The 25,471-nt window shown below is 63.7% G+C and carries 19 protein-coding genes and 5 pseudogenes; 13 read left to right on the top strand and 11 right to left on the bottom strand.

The window, feature by feature from the left end:
* Nucleotides 1-220 precede the first annotated feature (220 nt).
* From smc to ACFXS9_RS41590, 6 genes and pseudogenes are all read left to right on the top strand, one after another.
* Nucleotides 221-3,684, top strand: a pseudogene (gene smc / locus ACFXS9_RS41615) (chromosome segregation protein SMC).
* A gap of 147 nt (nucleotides 3,685-3,831) precedes the next feature.
* Entirely contained in the window at nucleotides 3,832-4,812 is a 981-nt protein-coding gene (locus ACFXS9_RS41610; RefSeq protein ID WP_392699283.1) for a small ribosomal subunit Rsm22 family protein, read from the top strand.
* A 321-nt stretch (nucleotides 4,813-5,133) separates the two neighbouring features.
* Complete coding sequence (locus ACFXS9_RS41605; RefSeq protein ID WP_028346966.1) at nucleotides 5,134-5,694, top strand: LemA family protein; 561 nt, start codon at nucleotides 5,134-5,136, stop codon at nucleotides 5,692-5,694.
* Between the two features lie 165 nt (nucleotides 5,695-5,859).
* Nucleotides 5,860-7,064 (top strand): annotated as a pseudogene (locus tag ACFXS9_RS41600) (M48 family metallopeptidase).
* 167 nt (nucleotides 7,065-7,231) lie between these two features.
* Nucleotides 7,232-7,984 (top strand): hypothetical protein, encoded by a 753-nt coding sequence (locus tag ACFXS9_RS41595; protein WP_057850561.1) that lies wholly within the window; start codon nucleotides 7,232-7,234, stop codon nucleotides 7,982-7,984.
* 59 nt (nucleotides 7,985-8,043) lie between these two features.
* Nucleotides 8,044-8,712 (top strand): hypothetical protein, encoded by a 669-nt coding sequence (locus tag ACFXS9_RS41590; protein WP_392699280.1) that lies wholly within the window; start codon nucleotides 8,044-8,046, stop codon nucleotides 8,710-8,712.
* A 268-nt stretch (nucleotides 8,713-8,980) separates the two neighbouring features.
* On the opposite strand, the gene ACFXS9_RS41585 is transcribed toward ACFXS9_RS41590, so the two are convergent.
* From ACFXS9_RS41585 to petA, 6 genes and pseudogenes are all read right to left on the bottom strand, one after another.
* The gene (locus tag ACFXS9_RS41585) at nucleotides 8,981-9,520 is read right to left on the bottom strand and encodes an adenine phosphoribosyltransferase (protein ID WP_057841738.1); all 540 of its coding nucleotides are present in this window, start codon (nucleotides 9,518-9,520) and stop codon (nucleotides 8,981-8,983) included.
* A 153-nt stretch (nucleotides 9,521-9,673) separates the two neighbouring features.
* Nucleotides 9,674-11,839, bottom strand: coding sequence for an anthranilate synthase component I (locus ACFXS9_RS41580; protein ID WP_392699278.1), 2,166 nt, complete (start codon nucleotides 11,837-11,839; stop codon nucleotides 9,674-9,676).
* Between the two features lie 286 nt (nucleotides 11,840-12,125).
* Entirely contained in the window at nucleotides 12,126-13,028 is a 903-nt protein-coding gene (locus ACFXS9_RS41575) for an NAD-dependent epimerase/dehydratase family protein (protein ID WP_392699277.1), read from the bottom strand.
* 50 nt (nucleotides 13,029-13,078) lie between these two features.
* Nucleotides 13,079-13,753 carry a dienelactone hydrolase family protein gene (locus tag ACFXS9_RS41570; RefSeq protein ID WP_392699275.1) on the bottom strand — a complete coding sequence of 225 codons (675 nt, stop codon included), beginning with the start codon at nucleotides 13,751-13,753 and terminating at the stop codon, nucleotides 13,079-13,081.
* A 143-nt stretch (nucleotides 13,754-13,896) separates the two neighbouring features.
* A pseudogene (locus tag ACFXS9_RS41565) lies at nucleotides 13,897-15,890 on the bottom strand (cytochrome c1).
* A gap of 146 nt (nucleotides 15,891-16,036) precedes the next feature.
* Nucleotides 16,037-16,567 carry a ubiquinol-cytochrome c reductase iron-sulfur subunit gene (gene petA / locus ACFXS9_RS41560; RefSeq protein WP_392699273.1) on the bottom strand — a complete coding sequence of 177 codons (531 nt, stop codon included), beginning with the start codon at nucleotides 16,565-16,567 and terminating at the stop codon, nucleotides 16,037-16,039.
* Nucleotides 16,568-16,847: 280 nt separating this feature from the next.
* Between petA and ACFXS9_RS41555 the strand changes: the two genes are divergently transcribed.
* The 7 genes and pseudogenes from ACFXS9_RS41555 (at nucleotide 16,848) to ACFXS9_RS41525 (ending at nucleotide 21,755) form a co-directional block, all read left to right on the top strand.
* Nucleotides 16,848-17,333: a tRNA (cytidine(34)-2'-O)-methyltransferase gene (locus ACFXS9_RS41555; RefSeq protein WP_392699272.1), complete on the top strand. Its 486-nt coding sequence runs from the start codon at nucleotides 16,848-16,850 to the stop codon at nucleotides 17,331-17,333.
* Nucleotides 17,330-17,961: pseudogene (gene queE, locus ACFXS9_RS41550) on the top strand (7-carboxy-7-deazaguanine synthase). The gene ACFXS9_RS41555 and the pseudogene queE overlap by 4 nt, the downstream one beginning before the upstream one ends.
* Before the next feature lie 16 nt (nucleotides 17,962-17,977).
* Nucleotides 17,978-18,343, top strand: coding sequence for a 6-carboxytetrahydropterin synthase (locus ACFXS9_RS41545; RefSeq protein WP_057841744.1), 366 nt, complete (start codon nucleotides 17,978-17,980; stop codon nucleotides 18,341-18,343).
* A 110-nt stretch (nucleotides 18,344-18,453) separates the two neighbouring features.
* Nucleotides 18,454-19,341: an oxygen-dependent coproporphyrinogen oxidase gene (hemF, locus tag ACFXS9_RS41540; RefSeq protein ID WP_392699270.1), complete on the top strand. Its 888-nt coding sequence runs from the start codon at nucleotides 18,454-18,456 to the stop codon at nucleotides 19,339-19,341.
* 69 nt (nucleotides 19,342-19,410) lie between these two features.
* The gene (locus ACFXS9_RS41535) at nucleotides 19,411-19,674 is read left to right on the top strand and encodes a YodC family protein (protein WP_065745887.1); all 264 of its coding nucleotides are present in this window, start codon (nucleotides 19,411-19,413) and stop codon (nucleotides 19,672-19,674) included.
* 146 nt (nucleotides 19,675-19,820) lie between these two features.
* On the top strand, nucleotides 19,821-20,549 hold the full coding sequence (locus ACFXS9_RS41530; protein ID WP_392699269.1) for an HAD family hydrolase: 729 nt from the start codon (nucleotides 19,821-19,823) through the stop codon (nucleotides 20,547-20,549).
* A gap of 147 nt (nucleotides 20,550-20,696) precedes the next feature.
* Nucleotides 20,697-21,755 carry a hypothetical protein gene (locus ACFXS9_RS41525; RefSeq protein WP_392699267.1) on the top strand — a complete coding sequence of 353 codons (1,059 nt, stop codon included), beginning with the start codon at nucleotides 20,697-20,699 and terminating at the stop codon, nucleotides 21,753-21,755.
* 105 nt (nucleotides 21,756-21,860) lie between these two features.
* On the opposite strand, the gene ACFXS9_RS41520 is transcribed toward ACFXS9_RS41525, so the two are convergent.
* The 5 genes and pseudogenes from ACFXS9_RS41520 to ACFXS9_RS41500 all read right to left on the bottom strand — a co-directional run bounded on the left by ACFXS9_RS41520 (nucleotide 21,861) and on the right by ACFXS9_RS41500 (nucleotide 25,459).
* A complete protein-coding gene (locus tag ACFXS9_RS41520) occupies nucleotides 21,861-22,622 on the bottom strand; it encodes a sulfite exporter TauE/SafE family protein (protein WP_392699265.1) in 762 nt (253 codons plus the stop codon).
* A pseudogene (locus ACFXS9_RS41515) lies at nucleotides 22,619-23,878 on the bottom strand (CCA tRNA nucleotidyltransferase). Before ACFXS9_RS41515 ends, ACFXS9_RS41520 begins: the two are co-directional and overlap by 4 nt.
* Nucleotides 23,875-24,138, bottom strand: a complete 264-nt coding sequence (locus ACFXS9_RS41510) for a DUF6111 family protein (protein WP_392699263.1) — start codon at nucleotides 24,136-24,138, stop codon at nucleotides 23,875-23,877. The pseudogene ACFXS9_RS41515 and the gene ACFXS9_RS41510 overlap by 4 nt, the downstream one beginning before the upstream one ends.
* Nucleotides 24,135-24,797, bottom strand: coding sequence for a CoA pyrophosphatase (locus ACFXS9_RS41505; protein ID WP_392699262.1), 663 nt, complete (start codon nucleotides 24,795-24,797; stop codon nucleotides 24,135-24,137). Before ACFXS9_RS41505 ends, ACFXS9_RS41510 begins: the two co-directional genes overlap by 4 nt.
* A gap of 8 nt (nucleotides 24,798-24,805) precedes the next feature.
* Complete coding sequence (locus ACFXS9_RS41500; RefSeq protein ID WP_392699260.1) at nucleotides 24,806-25,459, bottom strand: DUF1285 domain-containing protein; 654 nt, start codon at nucleotides 25,457-25,459, stop codon at nucleotides 24,806-24,808.
* Nucleotides 25,460-25,471 lie beyond the last annotated feature (12 nt).

Below are 25,471 nucleotides of genomic sequence, written 5' to 3'. Positions count from 1 at the left end.
GGATCGGATTCATTCGCGCTCGTAAGTCCAGCAAAAGGCGCCACACAAGCGCCTCAAATCCCTTGGGAAAAGCCCCGCGGGGCGTTGCTCTGCGGCCTCGGCCTCGCCATTGTCGCGGCTCATAAGCGCCGCAACGGGCGGCTCATCCACACTGACATTGCCATCTATGGTATTGTCACGGCAGGGAGATCTCGCGCCCGGCCAACAGAGATTTGTGTTCATGAAACTCACGCGCCTCCGCCTCCACGGTTTCAAGTCGTTCGTCGAACCCACTGATTTCATGATCGAACCCGGCCTCACCGGCGTGGTCGGACCGAACGGCTGCGGCAAGTCGAATCTGGTCGAAGCCTTGCGCTGGGCGATGGGTGAAACCTCGCACAAATCGCTGCGCGCCGCCGACATGGATGCGGTGATCTTTGCCGGTTCCGGCAACCGCCCAGCGCGCAACCACGCCGAAGTCACCATGACGATCGACAATGCCGATCGCACGGCGCCGGCCGCGGTCAATGACAGCCAAGTGCTGGAAATCTCCCGCCGCATCGAGCGCGAGGCGGGCTCGGTCTATCGCATCAACGGCCGCGACGTCCGCGCGCGCGACGTGCAGATCCTGTTTGCCGACGCCGCCACCGGCGCGCGGTCGCCGGCGCTGGTCCACCAGGGCAAGATCGGCGAGATCATTCAGGCCAAACCCGAGCAGCGCCGCCGCGTGCTGGAAGACGCCGCCGGCGTCGCCGGCCTCCACGCCCGCCGCCATGAGGCCGAGCTGCGGCTGAGGGCTGCCGAAACCAACCTCACCCGCGTCGAGGACGTCATCGGGCAACTCTCCGGCCAGATCGACGGGCTGAAGAAGCAGGCGCGGCAGGCGATCCGGTTCCGCGAAGTTGCGGCCAAGGTGCGCAAGGCTGAAGCCACACTGTTCCACCTGCGCTGGCTCGAGGCCAATACTGACGTCGCGGAAGCCGCGCGAACTCGACATCAACGTTCGCGAGATGGCCGAGCGTACCCGCGATCAGGCCGAAGCGGCGCGTATCCAGGCGATCCGCGCTTCCGAACTGCCGGCCTTGCGCGAGGGCGAAGCCCGCGCCGCAGCGGGACTGCAGCGTCTCACCAACGCCCGCGAACAGCTCGACCGCGAGGAAGAGCGCGCCAAGGAGCGCGTCGCCGAACTCGACCGGCGGCTGAATCAGTTCGCCGCCGACATCGCGCGCGAACAGCAGCAAACCTCCGATGCCGAGATCGCGCTGCAGCGCCTCGACACCGAGGACGCCGAGCTGAAGGAAGAGATCAAGTCACGCGTCGAAAAGCGTTCTGGCGTCGACGAGCGCGTGTCGGAAGCGGAAGCGACACTGGCCGCGGCCGAGCGCATGTTCGGCGAACTGACCACGGCGCTCGCCGACCTCACGGCCAAGCGCAACCAGTTAGAGGCCGGCGTGCGCACCCATCGCGACCGGCTGGCCCGGCTCGACCAGGAAATTGCCAGCGTCGCGGCCGATGAGCAAAAGCTCAGCGACGAGACCGGCAATCTCGGCGACCTCGACGCGCTCGCCGCCGCCATGGAGACCGCGCAGGAAACGTTGGCCGTATCCGAAGCGGCAGCGCAAGCCAACGAGACCGGCCACATCGCCGCACGGCAGAAGCTCGAAGCTTCCCGCGCTCCGCTCACCGAGGCCGAAAAGCGCGTGCAGCGGCTAGAGACCGAAGCGCGCACGATTTCAAAACTGGTCAATGTCGAGACCAAGAATCTGTGGCCGCCGATCATCGACGGCGTCACCGTCGCCAAGGGCTATGAGAAGGCGCTTGGCGCCGTCCTCGGCGACGATCTTGACGCGCCCGTCGATCCCTCCCGCGCCGATGCGCTGGACCAATGCCGGTGCAAGCTTCGACGATCCGGCCCTGCCGGACGGCGTGGAGGCGTTGGCTGCGCATGTCGAGGCGCCGGTCGAACTGGCGCGCCGTCTCGCGCAAATCGGCGTCGTGCCGAAGGAGCGCGGCGCGGAGTTCGTCTCGCAATTGAAGACCGGCCAGCGGCTGGTCTCGCTGGAAGGCGACGTCTGGCGCTGGGACGGCTTTGTCGCCGCCGCGCATGCGCCGACCGGTGCCGCTCGGCGTCTGGCCGAACGCGCCCGCCTGGTCGATATCGAACACGAGCTGGAACAGGCCCGCACTGACGCCGCTGCCAAGCGGCAGGCCCTGGAAAACGCCGAGGCGGAACTGAAGATGGCATCCGCTGCCGAAACCGCCGCCCGCGAGGCCTGGCGGGCCGCGCAGCGCGAGGCCGATGCGGCGCGCGAACGCCATGCCGCGACCGAGCGCGAGATCAATCGCCACGCCGCGCGCAAATCGGCGCTGACCGAAGCCCATACCCGTCTTGCCGCCGACCGCAGTGAAGCCGAGGCCGCGCATGAGAGCGCCACCGCCGCGCTGACCGAACTGCCGCCGACCGATGAGACGGAAGCGAAACTGAGCGCCGTTCGCACCGAGATCGACGGACACCGCCGCTTTGCCGCGCAGGTGCGGGCCGAAGCCCAGGCGCTGGCGCGCGAAGCTGAATTGGCCGACAAGCGCGTGCAGGCGATCACGGCCGAACGCACCGAATGGCAGAACCGCAAGCAAAGCTCGGCCTCACAGGTCGCCACCGTCGAGGCGCGTATCACCGAAGTGACGGCCGAGCGCGCCGATCTCGAAAACGCGCCGGCGTTGTTTGCTGAAAAGCGCCGCGCGCTGATCAACGAAATCGAATCCGCCGAAGGCGCCCGCCGCGTCGCCGCCGACGCATTGGCCGCTGCCGAAAGCCTGATGGCGGAGACCGATCGCGCGGCCAAGGCGTCGCTCGAAGCGCTCTCCTCTTCCCGCGAGGCCTGCGCCCGCGCCGAGGAACGCATGGAGGGCACCAAGCGCCGGCTTTCCGACATCGAGCGCGAAATCCACGACATGCTCGAAGTCGAGCCGCACGCGGTCGCCGCGCTCGCCGAGATCGAACCCGGCGCGGAACTGCCGCCGCTTTCCGAAATCGAGGAAAGCCTCGAAAAGCTGCGCCGCGACCGCGAGCGTCTTGGCGCCGTCAATCTGCGCGCCGAGGAAGAATTGCGCGAGGTGGAGACCCAGCACACCGCACTGACCACCGAGCGTGACGATCTGGTCGAAGCCATCAAGCGGCTGCGCCAGGGCATCCAGAGCCTCAACAAGGAAGCCCGCGAGCGGCTGTTGACCTCGTTCGAGACCGTCAACGAGCACTTCAAGCGGCTGTTCGTCGAATTGTTCGGCGGCGGCGAAGCGGCGCTTCATCTGATCGAGAGCGACGACCCGCTGGAAGCCGGCCTCGAAATCATCGCCAAACCGCCCGGCAAGAAGCCGCAGACGCTGTCGCTGCTTTCGGGTGGCGAGCAGGCGCTGACCGCGCTGGCGCTGATCTTCGCGGTGTTCCTCACCAATCCGTCGCCGATTTGCGTGCTGGACGAAGTCGACGCGCCGCTCGACGACCACAATGTGGAGCGGTTCTGCAACCTGCTGCACGAGATGACCTCGTCGACGGAAACCCGCTTCATCATCATCACGCACAACCCGATCACGATGGCGCGGATGAACCGGCTGTTCGGCGTCACCATGGCCGAACGCGGCGTCTCGCAACTGGTCTCGGTCGGCCTCGACGACGCCGTGAAGATTTTTGATCAGGACGTGGCGTGATACTTAGTCCGTCATTCCGGGGCACGCGAAGCGTGAACTCTGGTGCGCAATTGCGCACGTGAGAATCTCGAGATCCCCGATGCGCAATTGCGCATCTTAGGTCTGGTCCTTCGGACCATCCCGGAATGACGTGTGAGACGGCAGGCCATGACCTCACCCGATCTCCCCGCCGAACTGAAAGCCGCGCTCGACGGCAAGCTGCGGGGTTTTTCGCGCAGCGACGCCGCCGGCCGCGCGGCGGCGATCTCGAAAACCTACCGTGAAGGCGGCGGCTCCACGACCATCCGCTCAGAGACGGACGCGCTCGCCTATGCGCTGGCGCGGATGCCTGCAACCTATGCCGCGGTCACCGCCAGTCTGAACGCACTTGTCGAGAACAGACCTGACTTCGCTCCAAAGACCCTGCTCGACGTCGGCGCGGGGCCGGGCACGGCCTCCTGGGCAGCCGCCGAAGCATTCCCGTCGCTAAGAGGTTTCACGCTGCTGGATGCCAACGCGGCGTTGCGCACGCTGGCGCTGGATCTGGCGCACGACAGCACCCGGCTGCGCGGCATCGGCTACCAGCTCGGCGAGGCCCGCGCCGGGCTTGCCAAAGCGGATACGGCAGACCTTGTCGTGGCAAGCTACATGATCGGCGAGATCGGCGACGCCGAGCAACGCGCGCTCGCCGAACTGTTGTGGCAGAAGACCCACGACACGCTGCTCGTGGTCGAACCAGGTACGCCCGCCGGCTATGCCCGGATCATTGCGCTGCGCGCGCACCTGATCGCGCTGGGCGCACATGTCGCCGCCCCCTGCCCGCACGACAGCCAATGCCCGCTACAAGCACCCGACTGGTGCCATTTCACCCAGCGCCTGCAGCGCTCGCGCGCGCACAAGCAGGTCAAAGGTGCGGAGCTGCCATACGAGGACGAAAAATTCTCCTATGTGGCGCTGACGCGCGCGGCGGTGGAAGGTCGGCGGCGCTCGCGCGTGCTGGCGCAACCGGCCATCAGCAAAGTCGAAGTGACGGCGAAACTTTGCACGTCGGCAGGCCTCTCTATGACCAAAGTGCCCCGCCGCGCCAAGGCGGATTACGCCCGTGCGCGCCGCTGGCGATGGGGCGATGCGGTGATAGAGGAGAGCTGATCTATCGCCGGTCGGCGTGCCCCGGACGCCGCGCAGCGCCATCAGCGCGTTCACGCGCGTCTTTGACGCGCTATGGCTTGCGGCGTGATGCGCTGCAGAGCCGGGGCCCAGCTCTGCTGGCGGCGGTGGGTCCCGGCTCTGCGGTGCACCGTCAAGAGACGCTGCACCGCGTCCGGGACACGCAAACCGACACAATCCGGTCTTGAACTTATCGCGGCCCACTTCCGACTAAAGCCTTGCCCCACCTCACGGGCGGGCTGCCGCACGCCCCGGTTTTCGTCTAGGTTCGCTGTCTTTCGTCCCCTTTAGGAGTTCTCCATCATGTCGACCGGCTGGATCGTTCTCGGCGTCATCGTCATCATCGTGCTGTTTGCCTTCGCTGCGTATAACCGCCTCGTCGCGCTCAGCCAGCGCGTCGGCCAGGCCTTTGCCGATATCGACGTGCAGCTCAAGCAGCGCCACGACCTGATCCCGAACCTGGTCGAGACCGTGAAGGGCTACGCCTCGCACGAACGCGGTACGCTCGACGACGTCATCAAGGCGCGCAATTCCGCGATGTCGGCGCAGGGACCGGCCCAGGTATCGGCTGCGGAGAACCAGTTGAGCGGCGCGCTCGGCCGGCTGATCGCGCTGTCGGAGGCCTATCCGGACCTCAAGGCCAACGCCAATTTCCAGCAACTTGCCAGCGAACTCTCCGACCTCGAAAACAAGATCGCGGCGAGCCGCCGCTTCTTCAACAACGCCGTCCAGGAATACAACACCGGCATCCAGCAGCTTCCGGCAGCGCTGTTTGCCGGCATGTTCGGCTTCACCCGCAAGGAATTCTTCGATCTCGGCACCAGCCGCACCGAAGTCGAGACCGTGCCGAGCGTGAAGTTCTGAGGGTCACCCATGTCTCTCTTTCGTCATTCCGGGGCGTCGCAGAGCGACGAACTATGGTGCGCGATTGCGCCCCTGAGAATCTCGAGATTCCACAATGTGCAATTGCACATTGGGGTTCACGCCATTGGCGTGCCCCGGAATGACTGCGGTTAATGAAAGATAGTCATGGCCGCGTATGGTCTCTACACGCATATCGCATCGAACAAGTTTCGTTCGATGCTGCTGCTCGCCGGGCTGTTTCTGCTGATCTACGTGCTGGTCTTCGCCGGCGCGCTGGTTGCGGAAGTGGTGCTCAATAGCGGTGCTTCACTCGACTATTATCTGACGCGCGCCTCGCGTGACCTGATCGCAGCCTTCCCCTATGCGACAATCCTCGCTGCCTTGTGGATCGTGATCGCCTATTTCTTCCACCAGAACATGATCGACGCCGTGACCGGCGGCGAGAGCGTGACACGGCAACAACAGCCGCGGCTCTATAATCTCCTGGAAAACCTCTGCATCTCGCGCGGCATCACGATGCCGAAGCTGAAGGTGATGGACAGCCCGGCACTGAACGCCTTCGCCACCGGGCTCAACCAGCGGCAATATTCCATCACGGTGACATCGGGCCTTCTGCAGACGCTCAACGACCAGGAGATCGAGGCCGTGCTCGGCCACGAGCTCACGCATATCCGCAACGGCGACGTGCAGTTGATGGTGATCGCCATGATCATCGCCGGCGTGGTGGGCTTCTTCGGAGAACTGTTCTTTCGAACGTTTACCAACCTGTCCTGGAACTCCACCGGCAGCGATTGGTCGTCCTCGTCATCTTCCTCATCGTCCTCCTCCTCGTCGTCCTCCTCCTCGTCGTCCGACCGCGGCAAGGGAGGCGGCGGGGCCATCATGGCGATCATTATTGCGGTGGTGCTGATCCTGCTGGCGTGGCTGTTGTCGCAAGTCGTCAAGCTGGCGCTGTCGCGGTCGCGCGAGCTGTTGGCCGACGCCGGCTCGGTCGAACTGACCAAGAATCCCGACGCCATGATCACGGCGCTGCGCAAGATCGAGAACCGCGGCGAACTGCCCGGCGCGACGTCTGCGGTGATGGAGCTCTGTGTCGACAATCCGCGCGAAGGCTTTGCCGACCTGTTCGCGACCCATCCGTCAGTCGACAGGCGCGTCAAGGCGCTGGTGCAGTTTGCCGGTGGCCATGACCCCGGCCCCTCGCCCTCCCGACGGATCCGGCGGATGCCCCCGATGCGTCGGAGGAATCGCCCACGGAGCAACTCCAACCGCCGGTTCCCCGCGATCCGTGGAGCGACGCCAGCGAGCCCGCGAGCGTTCCGGGCGCCCGCCCCGGCTCCCTGGACGGCCCTTGGGGCCCGCACCGCTAAACGACTGTCCTGCCGACGCGCCGGATTAACGAATTCCGTGCGGAATGATGGCGACGGCTGTCTAATGAATTGAATTCTCCCTTGTTTCTGCCATGTTCGCGCCCAAAGCAGGGTATGGGGCATGCCGGCCGCTCCCCGCGGTCGGAACTGCTGTTCAAGGGAATTCCATGGCAAAGCCAGTCGTGATTGTGGTGGGCGCGGACAAGGGCGGGGTCGGCAAGACGACCGTGTCGCGGACGCTCCTGGATTATTTCAGCGCCAACAACGTGCCGACCCGGGCATTCGACACCGAATCCCCGCGTGGCACCCTGAAGCGCTTCCACCCCGACATCACCGAGATCGTCGACATGACGACGACATCGGATCAGATGAAGATCTTCGATACGCTGAACGCGGTCAGCCCCTCCGTCACCGTGATCGATGTCCGCGCCGGACTGCTGTCGCCGGCGCTGGCCTCGCTGCGCGACATCGGCTTTCTCGATGCCGCAAAGGCCGGGCAGATCACCTTTGCCGTGTTCCATATACTGGGCCCCTCGATCGCCTCGCTGGACGAAATCGCCGAGACCGCGAACTTCATGCATGGCGCCAAGTATTTCCTGGTGAAGAACTTCATCAACGACACCCAGTTCTTCCAGTGGGATCAGTCGACCTACAACTCCTACTTCCACCGTATCAAGGACGCTACCGACCTCACGATCCCCAAGCTCAACGAAATGGCCTATGAGCAGGTCGAGGTTTCCTCGGTGCCGTTCCTCAAATTCGTCGCCAACAAGGGCAAGGAGGACGAAGCCGCGAACTATTCGTTCGTGCTGCGCGGCTATGTCCGCCACTGGCTCGCCAACGTCTGGAGCGAGTTCGATCGCATCAAGCTGACCGATCTCGTCGGCGCCAAGCCTGGCGTGCGCGGCGGCGAAAAATAGTCGGATAGCCGCCGCGACAGGGCTGGATTAGGCGAAAAATTCCTTTGATATAGCGGGTGATGAGCTCCACGCCTGTCTACATCATCTGCTCGCCCCGGCCGCTGGTCGGCAAGACGTTGCTCGCGCGCCTGTTGAGCGAGTTCCTGCTGCTGAAGGATGGGATGGTATCTTCCTTCGACATCAACCTGAAGGAACCATCGCTGCTCGAATATCTGCCGCGCGTCACCGAGACGGCCGACGTGATGGACACCTATGGCAAGATGCAGCTCATGGATCGCCTGATCGTAGACGACGGCGTCGCCAAGGTGATCGACCTCGGCTTTCATGCGTTCGACGAGTTTTTCAAGATGATCAACGAGATCGGTTTCCTAAAGGAGGCCGCACGGCGTGGCGTGGCGCCGATCATCCTGTTCGTGGCGGATACCGACCGCGTTTCCGCGCGCGCTTATTCGACGTTACGGGAGCAGATCCCGCTGAAAGCGCTGATTACGGTCGACAACGAGTATGTGGTACGTGGCGAACTGCCCGAGGCGATGGGCTTGGGGCGGGTGCTGCGCATATCGGCGCTGCCCTCGTTCCTGAAAACCTATATCGACCGGCTGACCTTTTCCTTCACCAACTACCTGCGCAACGAGCGGGACTCGTCGACCGAGCTGCATCAGTGGATCCGCAGGAACTACACCAGTTTTCGCGAGCTCGAGTTCAGCCTGCTCCCGCAGCGGCCGTGACTTCATCGTGTCCCGGACGCGGCGCAGCGTGCAACGCTGCTCCGCAGAGCCGGGACCTGTCACAGCATGGACCCCGGATCAGCAGCGCACCGCTCACGCGCTGCGCAGCATCCGGGGAACGCACACATTCACAGTCAATTACCCGGGTAATATTGATGCTGGGCGGCCAGTCTGTTAGTGCCGCCTCCGACCCCAGGCCATTTCCCGCGAGGCATCCCGTGACATCAACCCGCAGGGACGACGTGAGGAGAGTTTTGAGCAAGCTAACTCAATGTCCCTCGAACGCCATCAGCGTGCGCACCGGTACTTCCATCGCGCGCAGCTTGGCGGCGCCGCCGAGATCGGGCAGATCGATGATGAAGCAGGCCGCGACCACATTGGCGCCGATCTGGCGCAGCAATTTCACCGCGCCTTCCGCGGTGCCGCCGGTGGCGATGAGATCGTCGACCAGGATGACGCGCTCGCCGGGATGGACCGCGTCGGCATGCATTTCCATTTCATCGAGGCCGTATTCCAGCGAATAGGCGATCCGCACGGTGGTATGCGGCAGCTTGCCTTTTTTCCGGATCGGCACAAAGCCGGCGGAAACCTGATGCGCGACCGCGCCGCCGAGGATGAATCCCCTCGCCTCGATGCCGGCGACCTTGTCGATCTTCAATCCAGCCCAGGGCTGCACCAGCTCATCGACGGCACGCCGAAAGGCACGCGCGTCCGCCAGCAGGGTCGTGATGTCGCGAAACAGGATACCCTTTTTCGGGTAGTCCGGAATGGTGCGGACGGTGGCCTTGATGTCGTGATCGAATGTCATTGGTGCTTATCTCGCTTTCAATTGTCCCCAATGTCATTGCGAGCCACCCGGTCGGCGCAAAGCGCCGCCGGATGACAGGCTCCGCGAAGCAATCCATCGTACCACGAAAGGTATGGATTGCTTCGTCGCTTCGCTCCTCGCAATGACGGTCAATCAATTCGCCTCCGCGTTCAGCCGAAACGCATTCTCAACGATGCGCAGTCCCACCTCGCCGCCGAGCGACATCAGCGATTCCGGGTGAAACTGCACGCCGCCGACCGGCAAGGTCTTGTGTTCGATCGCCATCGCGACGCCGTCCTCGGTGGTCGCGGTGACTTCGAGAACATCGGGCACGCTGTCGCGCTCGACATACAGCGAATGATAACGGCCGATCACGATCTCATTCGGCAGGTTCTGCATCAGCCGTCCGCCGCGGACCTGAACCCGCGACGGCCGTCCATGCGCGGGCTGGGTGAGCTGACCGAGCTGGCCGCCAAAATACTCGCCGATCGCCTGCACGCCGAGGCAGACACCGAAGATCGGCAGTTTTCGGTCCAGCGCCGTTCCAATGGTCTTCGATATCCCAAAATCCTCCGGGCGACCCGGGCCCGGCGACAATACCAGGAGATCCCAGCCCTTCCGCTTCAGCATCTCCTGTGCATGCACGTGCCGGACCACGGTTACGCTTGCGCCGACCTGCCGGAAATAATCCGCCAGCATATGAACAAAACTGTCGTCATGGTCGATCAAGAGCACCCTGCGGCCCGAGCCGGTCGCATCGGGCGCAAAGGTCGACAGCGGCTTCGGCGCGTCGCCCCGCAGCGCCTGGAACAGCGCAGCCGCTTTCACCTGGCACTCGCGGTCTTCGGCAGCCGGATCGGAATCGAACAGGCAGGTGGCGCCGACGCGCACTTCGGCCAACCCATCCTTCATGCGGATGGTACGGATGGTCAGCCCGGTGTTGATGCTGCCGTCGAAATTCACCGCGCCGATGGCGCCGGCGTACCAGCGCCGCGACGAACGCTCATTGTCCTCGACGAACTGCATGGCCCACAATTTCGGCGCACCGGTCACGGTAACCGCCCAGGCATGGGTCAGAAAGGCGTCGAGCGCATCGAAACCCGGGCGCAGCATGCCTTCGACATGGTCCACGGTGTGGAACAGTTTCGAATAGGTCTCGATCTGCCGCCGCGCCAGCACCTTGATCGTGCCGGGGATGCAGACGCGCGCCTTGTCGTTGCGGTCGACGTCGGTGCACATGTTGAGCTCGAACTCGTCCTTCTCCGAGTTCAGCAATTGCCTGATTTGCTCGGCATCGCCGATCGCATCGACGCCGCGCGCAATCGTGCCCGAAATCGGGCAGGTCTCGACCCGGCGGCCGTCGGAGCGCACGAACATTTCCGGCGAGGCCGACACCAAAAATTCGCCGTCCCCGAGATTCATCAGCGCGCCATAGGGCGACGGGTTGATGCGGCACAGCCGCTGGAACACCTCCGCCGGCGAACGCTCGCAGGGCTCGGCGAACAGTTGCCCCGGCACCGCCTCGAACAGGTCGCCGCGCGCAAACGCCGCACGCGCGACCTCGACCGTTGCCTGATATTCCCCGGGTGCGTGATCGGCGAATCCCTGCCGGGGCGACTTGGCATAGGCGCTCTCGGCGGTGTCGCGCGGCAAACCCTTGGTCGATTTTTCCTTCCAGGAGAAATCATAGCTCAACACCACGCCACGGCCGGTGGCGCGGTCGTAGGCCAAAAGGCGATCCGGCACGTAGAGCACGATGTCGCGCTGGTCAGCCTCGCGCGCCCGCTTCTGCACGAGGTCCTCGATCTGGAACACGAGGTCGTAGGCGAAGGCGCCGAACAGGCCGAGCAGCGGATCGTCGTTTGCGGTGAAGGCGGCGACCAGATCGCGCACCAGCGACATCACGCTGGCACGGCGGGTGCGCTGATCTTCCTCGACCGGCGCGGCGCCGCGGATGATGTGGCCGGCCAGCCGCGTGGAGCTCCGCTCCGAAATGACGACGCAGGGCTCGCGCAGCACGTCGCCGAGGAAGGCGATCAGCACCTCGCCGCGCGCGTTCAGCGCTTGGAGCGAGAAATTCGAGCCGGCCGTTTCCAGCACCAACGGCGGATCGGCAAAGCCGAGGTCAAAACTTTCATAACGCCCCGGCACCGTGGTGCCGGAGGACAGCACCACGCCACGGCGGCGATCGAGCAGCTCGATCAGGTCGTCAAGGCGCTTGGCGTTGCCGGTGAACTGCTCGACGACGCGCGAAATCGCCAGACCGCCGCTGGTCCGGTATTCGCTGTGCTCCGGCAGGGAGAAGGCTGTCCTGTTCATGTGATCCTCTTACGAAACCTCGGGAGGGCGCGCCACACAGGACAAACGAAGGAACCGTCGCACTGCGATGGCGACCTTCGACGATTGAAAAAATGAAATCGCACCGGCCACCTCTTAGGAGGTGCGCCACCAAAGACGGCAGGGGGCAACAACGATGCTCATGGGAACCTAATCACCATCCGGCGGGAACGATGTCAAGGGAAAGACAGCCCTCGAAGCCTCGCCCAAGCCCATCCCGGGGTGTCGGAAAGGGTCCGGCGTTCGCCGGGACGGCGTGTTTGCTGCGCTATTCGCGGTAGCATCCGTGCTCGATCTCCTCGATCAGCGGGCGCGCTTTCGGTCGCCAGCGGAGCTCGCGGCGCGCGCGTTCGGCACGGACGCGACTGTTGGAAGCCATGGTGTCCTCGGCCGTACCCTCGCCCCATTCGGCGGCAGCCTCCTGCATCGACATCGCAGACGGCGGGCCGGCGAAGCCGAGCATGCGGTCGATGGCCACACAGGCTTCGCGCATCGAATTCTCGCCATTCTCGGCGAAATAGAAGCTACCTGCCGGAGCTTTGTCGATCGCGAGCATGTAGAGCGGCACGAGATCGTCGATATGCACGTTGGACCAGACGTTCTCGCCGGGGCCGGCATGCGTGGCATTGCCGCGCTTCTTGGCGAGCTTGATCAAGAGCGGTACCTGCACGCTGTCGCGCCCCGCCCCATGGCCGATGCCGTAGATCAGGCTCGGGCAGATGATGATGGGGCGGCAGCCCTTGTCGTGATAGCCGAGAATGAAGTGGTTCAGCTCGACCCGTGCGGCGCGGGCGGGCGACGGCGTGATCGGCGTGTCTTCGTCGAAGATGTCGTCGGAGCGCTCGCCGCGGGAACGCCTGCCGACGATGCTCGATCCCGATGTGTGGATGAAGGCCTTGCCGCTTCCGGCGAGAGCATCGAGCAGTGCGACGACGGCGCCCTTGTGGTCGGCACTTGCGGCATTGACGACGACATCTGCCGCCTGCGCGGCGCGCGCGAGAACTTGCGCGTCATCCAGCGTGCCCATCACCGGCTCTATGCCGAACGCGCGAACGGCGTCTGCCTTTTCGCCGGAGCGAACAAGGCCGGTGACCTGATGACCGGCGGCCGCGAGATGCGCGGCAACCGATCCGCCGATATAGCCCGATGCGCCCGTGCAGAAGACTTTCATGTGTGGGCCCCCCAACCGTCATTGCGAGGACGAACGAGGCGTCTCTCGGCTCAGCCCAAATGCTTCCTGAAAAATTCCGTCGCCCGACCCCAGGCAAGCTCGGCTGCCTGGCGGTCATGCACGGCCACGCGCTGCTCGTTCACGAAGGCATGTTCGGCGTCGTAGCGGAATAGCTCGAGCGACTTGCCGGCGTCCTTCATCGCCTTTTCGAAGGCGTCGACCGCGGCCGGTGTGCACCAGTCGTCCTTGTTGGCGAAATGCGCCTGCAGCGGGATTTTCACGTCGGCAGATTTAGCGGCCTGCTCCGGCGGGATGCCGTAGAATACCACGCCCGCCGTGAGCTCCGGAACCTTGGTGGCGCCGATGATGGTCACGGCGCCGCCGAGGCAGAAGCCGGTAAGCCCCACCTTGGCGCCGTTGCGTGCGAGATATTGCGCGGCGCCACGTACATTTTGGGTAGTGGCGTCCATGAAATCCAGCGAGTTCATCTGCGCGTTGGCCGCGTCCGTATCGTGATACGGCACCACGACGCCCTTGTAGAGATCGGGCGCCAGCGCATCGAAGCCGGCCGCCGCAAAGCGGTCGCACAGGCCCTTGATGTTCTCCGACAGGCCCCACCATTCCTGCACCACCACCACGCCCGGCGCATTGCCGCGCGCGGCATTGGCGAGATAGCCGGCGGTTTCCTTGCCGTCCGGACGCTTGAAGGTGATGTGGGTGCCCATGGGTTCCTCCGCTGACTTCTGGATCGGTTGCAGTCATTTTGGCCGGTGCGGGATCGGGACGCAATCGCCCGCCGGCGCATTGCTGGGCCCAACAAAAAAGCCCCCGCAGGGGCTTTTCCGAATTCATGACGCTTCAATGAAGCTCAGTGGGCGTTGGCCCAGACCTTCTTCTTGGTGAAGTACAGCAAGACGGTGAGCAGGATCAGGAACACGAACACCTGCAGACCGAGCTGCTTGCGCGCTTCCATGTGTGGCTCTGCGGCCCACATCAGGAAGTGGGTGACGTCCTTGGCGTATTGCGCAACTGTGGCCGGCGAGCCGTCGTCGTAGGTGACCTGACCGTCGTTCAACGGCTTCGGCATCTTGATGGCATGGCCGGGGAAGTAGGTGTTGTAGTAGGAACCTTCCGGCAGGTTGAAGCCAGCCGGCGGCTTGTCTTCATAACCCTGCAACAGCGCCACGAGGTAGTCCGGTCCCTGCTCCTGATACTGGGTGAAGAAGTCGACCAGGAACATCGGGAAGCCGCGGCCGTAGCGGCGCGCCTTGGTGATCAGCGACAGGTCGGGGGAAACGCGCCGCCATTGGCTGCGCGCGCCGCCTGCTCGTTGGGGAACGGCGACGGGAAATAATCGGCGGGCCGGCCCGGCCGCTCGAACATCTCGCCCTGGTCGTTCGGGCCGTCCTTGACCTTGTACTCGGAGGCGAACGCCTGGGCCTGCGCCACCGAATAGCCGGGACCGCCGGTTTCGGCGAGATTGCGGAAGGCGACAAACGACAGGCCATGGCAGGATGCGCAGACTTCCTTGTAGACCTTCAGACCGCGCTGCATGGCGCCGCGGTCGAACTTGCCGAACGGGCCTGAAAACGACCACTTCTGGGCCGGCGGCTTGGTGCTGCCTTCGGCGGCCCGGGCGCTCTCGGCGCCGCCCAGCAGCAGACCGCCTGCCACCATCAGCGCAATGACGGTCGAGACCATCGGCGCAGCCTTGCCGCCCGTCTTTGCCAGCACGTCGTCCGCGATCGAGTTCGGCACCGGACGGGGCTTCTCGATCCGCGACAGCAACGGCAGCAGGATCAGGAAATAGGCGAAGTAGAGGAAGGTCAGGATGCGGCCGACGATGACGTAGATGCCCTCCGGCGGCTGTGCGCCGAGATAGCCAAGGCCGATGCAGACGACAACGAACATCCAGAAGAACTGCTTGGCCAGCGGGCGGTACTTCGACGAGCGCGTTTTGGCGCTGTCGAGCCAGGGCAGGAACGCCAGAATGAGGATCGCACCGAACATCGCCACGACGCCGGCAAGCTTGTTCGGGATCGAACGCAGGATTGCGTAGAACGGCAGGTAATACCATTCCGGCACGATGTGCGCGGGCGTTACAGCGGGATTAGCCGGAATGTAGTTCTCGGCGTCGCCGAGATAGTTCGGCATGTAGAAGATGAACCAGGCAAAGAACAGCAGGAAGCAGGAGACGCCGAACATGTCCTTCATGGTCGCGTAGGGCGTGAACGGCACCGTGTCCTTTTCGGTCTTCGGCTCGACACCGGCCGGGTTGTTCTGACCCGCCACGTGCAGCGCCCAGATGTGCAGCACGACGACGCCGGCGATCACGAACGGCAGCAGATAGTGCAGCGAGAAGAAGCGGTTCAGCGTCGGATTGCCCACGGCATAGCCGCCCCACAGCAGCGTCACGATGCTCTCGCCGAAATAGGGCACGGCCGAGAACAGGTTGGTGATGACGGTCGCGCCCCAGAAGCTCATCTGGCCCCACGGCAGCACGTAGCCCATGAAGCCGGTTGCCATCATCAGGAGATAGATGATGACGCCGAGGATCCAGAGCACTTCACGCGGCTCCTTGTACGACCCATAGTAGAGGCCGCGGAACATATGGATGTAGACGGCGAAGAAGAACATCGACGCGCCGGAGGCGTGGATGTTTCGCAGCAGCCAGCCGTAATTGACGTCGCGGACGATCAGTTCGACCGACTTGAATGCCATATCGGCATGCGGCGTGTAGTGCATCGCCAGGATCACGCCGGTCAGGATCTGCACACCCAGCATGAACGAAAGGATGGCGCCGAACGTCCACCAATAGTTCAGGTTACGCGGCGTCGGATACGCCACGAACGAGGAATGCATGAGTCCCATGATCGGGAGGCGCCGTTCGATCCACTTCAAGGCGGGATTGGTCGGCTGGAAATCGGATGGTCCGCTCATTGATGCGATCCTGAGGAAGTAAAACGACGCAACGGCTTAAGGGAGGTCTCGAACTGGCGTCCGAGCCCTTAGCCGATCTGGATTTTGGTATCGGAAACGAAGGTATAGGGCGGCACGGCCAGGTTGGTCGGCGCGGGTCCCTGACGGATGCGGCCCGACGTGTCGTACACCGAACCGTGGCACGGACAGAAGAAGCCGTCGTACTGACCCTCATGGGCGATCGGGATGCAGCCAAGGTGGGTGCAGATGCCGACCACGACCAGCCACTGATCATGGCCCGGCTTGACCCGCGCCTCGTCGCTCTGCGGATCGGGCAGGCTCGATACCGACACCGCGCGGGCCTCTTCGATCTGCTTCTTGGTCCGGTGGCTGATGTAGATCGGCTTGCCGCGCCAGAACACCTTGATGTCCTGCCCTTCGGCGATCGGTGTCAGGTCGACCTCGATCGGCGCACCGGCCGCGACCGTGGAGGCATCCGGATTCATCTGGGAAACCAGCGGCCACACCGTGGCAGCCGCGCCTACGGCGGCGACGGCTCCCGTTGCAACATAAAGGAAATCACGGCGTGTCGGATGGTCCGCCGAAGACGCTGTCGTCACGATCTCAAGCCCTTTCTTATCTGCAGCCAGCGGAACCGCCCCGGACCCACGCAAAAGCGCGCCCCGGAGTAGGCTGCCGGCGCCCGCGGCCCCCGCGGCGGCAGAAAAACCGCTTTTCCTCCCCCATTCCGGCGGAACAAGCAGTCCAGAATCGTTCTATTGGCACCCTTGCCGTGAGAGCGCAAGCCCGCTATCGGCTCGCAAGCGTGCAATGCACTAAATCCGCGCCCGGCAGTGATTTATTCGAAACATTTCACTTGCGCCACCAAAGCCTCGCCCCATGCACATCGCCCTTTTCCAGCCCGATATCCCCCAGAACACCGGGACGATTCTGCGCCTGTGTGCATGCCTGGGCGCGACCGCCCACATCATAGAGCCGGCCGGATTTCCGACTTCCGACCGGCATTTCCGCCGAGCGGGAATGGACTATCTCGATCATGTCGCCCTTACCCGCCATGACTCATGGCAAAAATTCGAGCAATGGCGTAAGGGGGCGGGTTTCCGGCTGGTGCTATTTACGACCAAGGGGACCAGTTCTTATCTGGATTTCAGCTACCGGCCGGATGATGTCCTGCTGTTCGGGCGGGAATCGGTAGGGGTTACCGCTGAAGTTGTTTCTGCCGCCGATGCACGCCTGATGATTCCGATCAGGCCGGGCTTGCGCTCGCTCAATGTCGCCATAGCGGCGGCCATGGCATTGGGTGAGGCGCTGCGGCAGACCAGTTCCGCGATCCAAGCGGACGCGGTTCTCAAGGAGCGACGGTGAGCTACGCGGTCAAGGAAATATTTCTGACGTTGCAAGGCGAAGGCGCGCACGCCGGCCGCGCGGCAGTGTTTTGTCGTTTTTCCGGCTGCAACCTCTGGAGCGGCCGCGAACAGGACCGCGTGAGCGCCACCTGCCAGTTCTGCGATACCGACTTTGTCGGCACCGACGGCACGCTCGGCGGCCGCTATGCCACGGCGGACGAACTCGCCGACACCATCGCCGGGCAATGGACCGGCGAGAATACCAACCGCTACGTGGTCCTGACCGGCGGCGAGCCTCTGCTGCAGGTCGATCCCCCTTCATCGATGCGCTGCATGCGCGCGGCTTCGCCATTGGCATCGAGACCAACGGCACGATCGAACCGCCCGAAGGGATGGACTGGGTCTGCGTCAGTCCGAAAGCCGGCGCCGATCTCGTGGTGCGCCGCGGCCACGAATTGAAGCTGGTCTATCCGCAGGCGGGCGCGGCGCCGGAAGATTTTGCGAGGCTCGATTTCGAGCGCTTTTCGCTGCAGCCGATGGATGGACCCGACGTGCTCGAAAACACCGCGCGTGCGGTCGACTACTGCCTGCGCCATCCGCAATGGCGGCTCAGCCTGCAGACGCACAAGACACTCGGCATCAGATAGGATTTAGATTTTCAAGATGTGGGAACTGACGAAATCGTTTCGCTTCGAAGCCGCGCATTCCCTGAAGGGAACGACCTTCGGCGCGGCCAGCGAGGAAATTCACGGCCACTCATTTCGCGCCGAAGTGAGCGTGCGCGGCACGCCCGACCCGGAAACCGGCATGGTGCTCGATCTCGGCCTGCTGGAGCGCAGCATGGAAGAGGTTCGGAAAGCACTCGACCACAAGCTCCTCAACAAGGTCGAGGCGCTGGGGACGCCGACGCTGGAAAACATTTCGCGCTACATCTTCGAGCGGGTCCAGCACGCAGGCCAAATCACCCGCGTCAGCGTTCACCGCGACAGTTGCAACGAGAGCTGCACGTATTTCGGGCCACAGGGATAACTTTCACCGTCATTGCGAGGAGCGCAAGCGACGAAGCAATCCATTCTTTTTTGTGGCACCATGGATTGCTTCGCTTCGCTCGCAATGACGGAAGGATACGGATCGACCACATGGATATGTCCGTCATCGAGGACCGCAAAACGAGGGCGAGAGCCTGGTTCGAAGCGCTGCGCAACGACATCTGCGCGGCCTTCGAAGAGTTGGAAGACGACGCTCCGCCTGCCCTCTATCCCGGCGAGGCCGGTCGCTTCGTGCGCACGCCCTGGGATCGCACCGACCACACCGGCAAGCCCGGCGGCGGCGGGGTGATGTCGATAATGCGTGGGCGGCTGTTCGAGAAGGTCGGCGTGCACTGCTCGACCGTGCATGGCGAGTTCGCGCCGGAATTCCGCGCGCAGGTACCCGGCGCGGCCGACGATCCCAGGTTCTGGGCGTCGGGCATTTCGCTGATCGCGCACATGCGCAACCCGCATGTGCCGGCGGTGCACATGAACACCCGCTTCGTGGTCACCACCAAGGCATGGTTCGGCGGCGGGGCGGATCTGACGCCGGTGCTCGACCGCCGGCGCACCCAGGATGACCCCGACACGCTCGCTTTCCATCAGGCGATGAAAGAAGCCTGCGGGAGATCGAACGGCGTGGCCGATTACGACAAGTACAAAAAATGGTGCGACGAATATTTCTATCTGCCGCACCGCAAGGAAGCGCGCGGCATCGGCGGCATCTTCTACGACTGGCACGATTCAGGTGACTGGGACGCCGACCTCGCCTTTACCCAGGAGGTCGGCCGCGCCTTCCTGAAAATCTATCCTGAACTGGTCCGCCGCAATTTCGCCCTTCCCTGGAATGCCGCCGACCGCGAGGAACAGTTGATCCGGCGCGGACGCTACGTCGAGTTCAACCTGCTCTACGACCGCGGCACGATCTTCGGGCTAAAGACTGGCGGCAATGTGGATTCCATTCTCTCGTCGATGCCGCCGGAGGTAAAGTGGCCATGATCGCATGATCGGGTTGTCATGACTGATCGCTATGGTGCGATTCGTGTCATGTCATCCGAGGAGTAGATCATGGATTTGAAACCAGGCGACGTCGTCATTCTGAAGTCCGGCGGCCATCCTCTCAGTGTGGTGGAGGTCAAGGACGGCAACGTTGCGTGCGTATGGATGGGCAATGAAGGCGATCTGTTCCGCGAGACGCTGCCGCTTGCCGTCCTAGAGCTCGCCGAAGCCGATACGTCAGAGGACGACGAAGACGAAGAAGACGACGAAGACGAGGACGAAGAGGAAGCCGAGGACGAGGAAGAGGACGACCGCGCCAACAAGGTTGCGTGAGGCAGTTTTTGACGCCGCCGGGCTTCCATGGTCCGGCGGCGTGGTTTTCCGGGATCTGACCCGGTGCGGGTGATCTGATATTCGCGGTAAGTCCGCCGCTGCTTCCCGCGGCCGATGACGCTTGAAGTGAGATGGCCGCGAAAACAATGACCCACCTACCCCGCGCGATGCTGATCGATATGGACGACACCATCCTGTCGGCCTATGGACGTCCGGAGATCGCCTGGCACAATGTCACGTCCGAGTTCGCCGCCGAGTTCGGGCCTCTGACCTCGCAGCAGGTTGCCGCCGCCGTTCTGGATTCCGCGCGCAAATTCTGGGCTGTTGCCGAAGCCGAATGGCGGCTGAAGCTTGATGAAGCGCGGCGCATCACCGTCAGGAACGGATTTGCCGCGCTTGCCGAAGATGGTCACGTCCTGCCTGAAGACCTCGCGATACGGTTGGCCGACCGCTTTACCGCCTACCGTGAAGAGGAAATGTTCGTCTTCCCCGGCGCGCATGACGCCATCGACGAATTGAAGGCACGCGGCGTGAAGCTGGCGCTGGTGACGAACGGCGCCGCCGGCACGCAGCGCGCCAAGGTCGAACGCTTCGCGCTGTCGCACCGTTTTGATCACATCCAGATCGAGGGCGAGCACGGCTTCGGCAAGCCGGGCGAGCGCGCTTATCTGCACGCGATGCAGGCGCTCGGCGTCACCGCGCCCGAAACCTGGATGATCGGCGACAATCTCGAATGGGAGGTGGTGGCGCCGCAACGGCTCGGCATCTATGCGATCTGGATCGATGTGCATGGCGACGGCCTGCCGCCGGATTCCACCGTAAAGCCCGACCGCATCATCCGCTCGCTGACGGAACTGCTGCCCCGCCAGGGCTGACGAAGCGTCTGAAGTTTCCATTATTGGCTCACCCCGCGACCACACGATCGCGTGCAATGTGAGTTGTCTCACAGTGTGGAGGTCCGCAATCGCAGATTGTGCCTGCGTTAGTCGAAGGTTGAAGTCCACGGGATTGGAGTTCACCAAATGCCGAACGACAACGCGCACAAGCCGCCGCCTGCGGCGGATGACATCGCACCGAAATCCACCCCGCTCAGGTGGCTCTGGAAGTTCAATCACGGGCTCGACATCGTCAAAGGGCTGTCGCTGGTTACCGTGCTGAGCAGCCTTGCGGTCGGCTATTTCCAGTATCTCAACGCCTATCAGGAGAAGGTGGGCAGCCAAGCCAAGGAAGACATGGCGGCAGCCACCACGACGTTCACCGAGATCTCGCACGCATTCTCCGAATTGCAGGCGCTGCAGCAAACCCTGTATTCAGATTTCACCCGCGCCATCAGGGAAAAGTCCGACGCCAGCGACAAATCGCTCGAGAGCAAAAACGCGCTGGCGATTTCCGAGCGTTACGAAAAGGCGCGGATCGCACTGCGCGAAAGCATCGACGTGCTGACGCGAAAGGCGGAAATCTATATCGACTGGGCAAGCAACACCTATCGCGATCCGGCCGACAAGCATAATGTCGGCGACGATCCGCTGTCACGGCAGGTGCTGCGCGATTACGCCTTCGACTGTTCCGACAAGTACAATTTTCCGGCGTTCGGAAACGTGCATGCCGAGGACGAAGCGCCAATCAAGGAAATTGCAGATAACGAGTACTGCGCAATCGCAGAGAAGCGGGGCGTTGACGACAAGACCAAGCCGAGAGATGCATTCATCCGGATCTGCGCCGGCCCTCAAGACAAGACCGCAAAGCGAATCTATTGGTACAGCGCCAAACACCACGTCCTCACGATGCACTACTGTTTCGAGGCCACGCACAACAGACTGGCAGCCGCGCGGCAATGGGCCTCCCGGAGCGAGCGGGACGTCGCGAAAGAACGGGAAATCGTCGAGCGCGAAAAAGAGATCAATGCCCAACTGGACGATCTGGCCGGGCGGGTCAGCGCGTTCAGCGGCCTGGCGCTACATCAGATGGAACGAATTCGAGTGAAGTACCGTCCGGTCGGTTTCCTGTGCAGCGTGCCACTGGTCCGCAACATACCGAGCATCAACTGCTTCCCGATCCGCACGGCATCGCTCACGCATTGACCCAACGATAACGTTTTCGAGCGAAGTGGGGTCCGGTTCGCGTGAAGAAAACGCGTCAAAACAAGAATCTAGAGCTTCGGTTCTGATTTAATCAGAACCGAAGCTCTAGTGCCGCAGCGCCGCGGTGACCATGACGAGGCCGCCGACAATCACGGCGGCGTCGAGGATCGCAGTATGGATATGCACCGGCATGCGTTCAACGAAGGCCTTGGCAAGGAACGCGCCGGGAATTGCGATGGCGCCGATCAGGAGCGCGAAGGCAAGCACCTGCGCGGTGACGACGCCGGCAAGGCCGAACACCAAAATCTTGATGAGACCGGTCGCGACCGAGATCACCGCGTCGGTAGCGATCACGGCCGCTCCCTCGAGGCCGGACGCCATCAGCAACGACAACAGGATCACGCCCGAACCCGATGTGCCGCCGACCACCACGCCATAACCCACCGCGCTCACGCCAAGGCCGGTATCGCTGATCTTGATATCGCGGTGCTTGGCCAGCCGGCGTAGCGGCACGCTCAGGATCAGCATGCCGCCGATCACGAACGCCGCGCCGGCGCTGGTCAGCCGCGTGTAGCCATAGGCGCCGAGCGCCGTCGTCAGCATGGCAGCGCCGATCACGATCAGGGCGCGACGCCGGTCGGCGTAGCGAAAATACGCCACGAAGCGGCTGATATTGGTGAAGATCGCTGAGATCGCGATGATCGGCACCACGGGCTCGGCGCCGACCAGCGGCACCAGCACCAGCGGCATCAAGGCGCCGGTACCACAGCCGGCAAGCCCGCCGATGACGGAGGCCAATAGCGCCATGCCTCCAACCAGCACGAGTTGACCGAGCGAAACATCGGCAAACCCGGCCAGAATATTCACAGCCGGTGGTCGCGGGTGAAACGGGCGGTGGCCTGGTCGGCGATCGCGGCAAGGGCGGATGGTTCAAGCGGAAAATCCGCGGCCAACCAGGCGTCTTCCGCAAGCGCCAGCACGTGACCGAGACCAGGACCTTCGGCAATGCCGCGGGAGATGAAGTCGGCCGCCTTCAGCGGAAATTTCGGCGCGCTCCAGCGCTGCGGCAACGTTGCGAGCTCATGCCAGCGCGCGGCGCCATTGTCGAGGCCGCCTGCCCGCGCCCACGCCAGCATCAGCCGGTCGCGATACGGATCCTCGCCAAGCCGATAGAGAAGCTGCCGCGCCCGCGCGTCGTCCTTGCTCGCGAGCCGCCACCAGCGATGCCCCATCGAATCCAGCGCTTTGGCTTCCCGCGTTGGAAAGCCGAAGCCGTGCCGAGACGCGCCTGGCGTCCTCGGTGACGGCGACCGTGAGCGCGGCGAGCCGGCGCACGGCGCTCGGCGGCAGGCCCAGCGCCCGTTCGGCCGCGATCATCGCCTCGAATGTCCCCGTATAGGTGACGCCGCCGAAGATCAGGAGCAGCAGGCCGGCATCCGCCATGGCCTGCACCGCAACCGCGGCGCCTTCCGCGATCAGCAGCTTCAACATCTCCATGCGCACGCGTTCGGCGGAAAGGCTCGAAAGCCCGGCGCGCCCGTCGATGCAGGCGAGATATCCGGCACGGTCGGGCTCGCCCGCCCCGTAGGCGGCATGCATGCGAAAGAAGCGCAGGATGCGCAAATAGTCCTCAGCGATGCGCTGGCCGGCGTCGCCGATGAAACGCACGCGTTTGGCCTGGATATCGGCAAGCCCGCCGACATGGTCATGCACGACGCCCTCGGCATCGACCGAGAGCCCGTTGATGGTGAAATCGCGCCGTTCGGCATCGCGAACCCAGTCGCGCCCGAACGCAACCCTGGCCTTGCGGCCAAAGGTCTCGGTGTCCTCACGCAAGGTCGTGACCTCGAATGGGTGGGATCGACGACCAGCGTGACCGTGCCGTGGTCGATGCCGGTCGGGACGCATTTGATGCCGGCCGCCTTGGCGCGGCGGACGACCTCGTCGGGCAACGCCGTCGTCGCGATATCGATGTCGCCGAGAGGAATTTTCAGAAGCGCGTTGCGCACGGCGCCGCCGATCACGCGGGCTTCCTCGCCATCGCCATTGAGCAACGCGAGCACGCGCGCGGCCGGACCGGATCTGAGCCAGGGCGCGTCCGACAGCACGCGTGCCTCGCTCATTTCTCACCCCCGTGAACCAGCTTGCCGTCTTCCATATGCGCCGGAACATAGGTCGAATTCGGCGGCGCGCCGGAGAACTGCGCCAGCAGCACGAAGCTGATCGCGACCAGCAGCAGCGATCCCAGCGCCAGTTTGGCGACAAGATGTGCCGGCCAGGAGGAAGACGCGAACACGCCGGAACGGGTGGCAATCAGAAACAACGCGTAGGCCACGAACGGGATCAGGAAGATTGCGATTTCGGTCAGAATCGGACGGATCATGCGAGATAAATCCGCTCATAGAGCACGCGCAGGATTCCCGCGGTCGCACCCCATATGTAACGCTCGGCGAACGGCATGGCGTAATAGGAGCGCTCCATGCCGCGGAATTCCTTGGAATGGATCTGATGGTTCTCGGGATTCATCAGGAACGCCAGCGGCACCTCGAAGGCGTCGACCACCTCGCCTTCGTTGATTGTCAGCTCAAAGCCGGGCTTCACTCGCGCCACCGTCGGCAGGATGCGAAACCCGAAGGCGGTTCCATAAAGATCGAGATAGCCGATCGGCTCGATGAACTCGCGCTTGAGGCCGACTTCCTCCTCTGCCTCGCGCAAGGCGGCATCGAGCGGGGAAGCGTCGATTGCGTCGATCTTGCCGCCCGGAAAGGAAATCTGGCCGGCGTGGCTGGAGAGATGCGGCGAGCGCTGCGTCAGCAACACCGTCGGCTCGCGGTGATCGACCACCGGGATCAGCACCGCCGCCGGGCGCACCGGCTGCTCGCGCGCCACGATCTCGAGCATGCGATCATTGCCCGCATCGCCCGTCTTTGGAATGACATTGGGGTCGACCAGGCCGGGCGGCACGTCGAAGTTCAGCCGGGTCTTGCTTCGCGCGAAGAATTCCGTCGAGCTGATCGGAGCCGCCTCCATCTTCGTCAGCATCGGCTCGTTCAAACCGCATCCCTCGCCTGCTTCGCGTCCGCCATGGCAAAGAACTCGCCGCCGGACTCGATGCCGAACATCGGCTGACCATCGACCATCCGCTCCTCCCCCATGTCAACCAGATCGTAATAGAGCGCGCGCGTCACCTTCGCCCACAGATCGGCGCGGACGTGCAGATAGGGCGTCAGCCCGCCGTCGGCGGCCATCTCGAAGCGCAGGCGATGGGTGGAATCGCATGGCACCCAGTCTTCAACGTTGGTACGGAAGCGCAACAGCCGGCCGCGATCGCCGGCCTCGTTTTGCATCTCCACTGCCAGGAACGGCGCATCATCGACGCGGATGCCGACCTTCTCGACCGGGGTAACGAGAAAGTGCTTGCCGTCCTCGCGCTTGAGAATGGTCGAAAACAGCCGCACCAGCGCCGGCCGCCCGATCGGCGTCCCCATGTAGAACCACGTCCCATCGCCAGCGATTCGCATATCGAGATCGCCGCAGAACGGTGGATTCCACAGATGGACCGGAGGCAGTCCCTTCCCGGCCGGGGCGCGATTGACGGCTTCGGTGGCAGCAACTGTCAGACCTTCAAGACCTTTGCTGTCGTGGCTGCTGTCTTGGCCCTTGCCTTCCTGACGCTGGCCGCTGGTTTGCCCTTGCTTCGCCATTGTTTGCCCTGA

Origin of the sequence: Bradyrhizobium sp. RDI18 (assembly GCF_043203335.1) — a bacterium.
Lineage (GTDB): Bacteria > Pseudomonadota > Alphaproteobacteria > Rhizobiales > Xanthobacteraceae > Bradyrhizobium > Bradyrhizobium retamae.
Note: the sequence above shows the minus strand (reverse complement) of the source record. Positions and strands in the feature narration are given on the sequence as shown.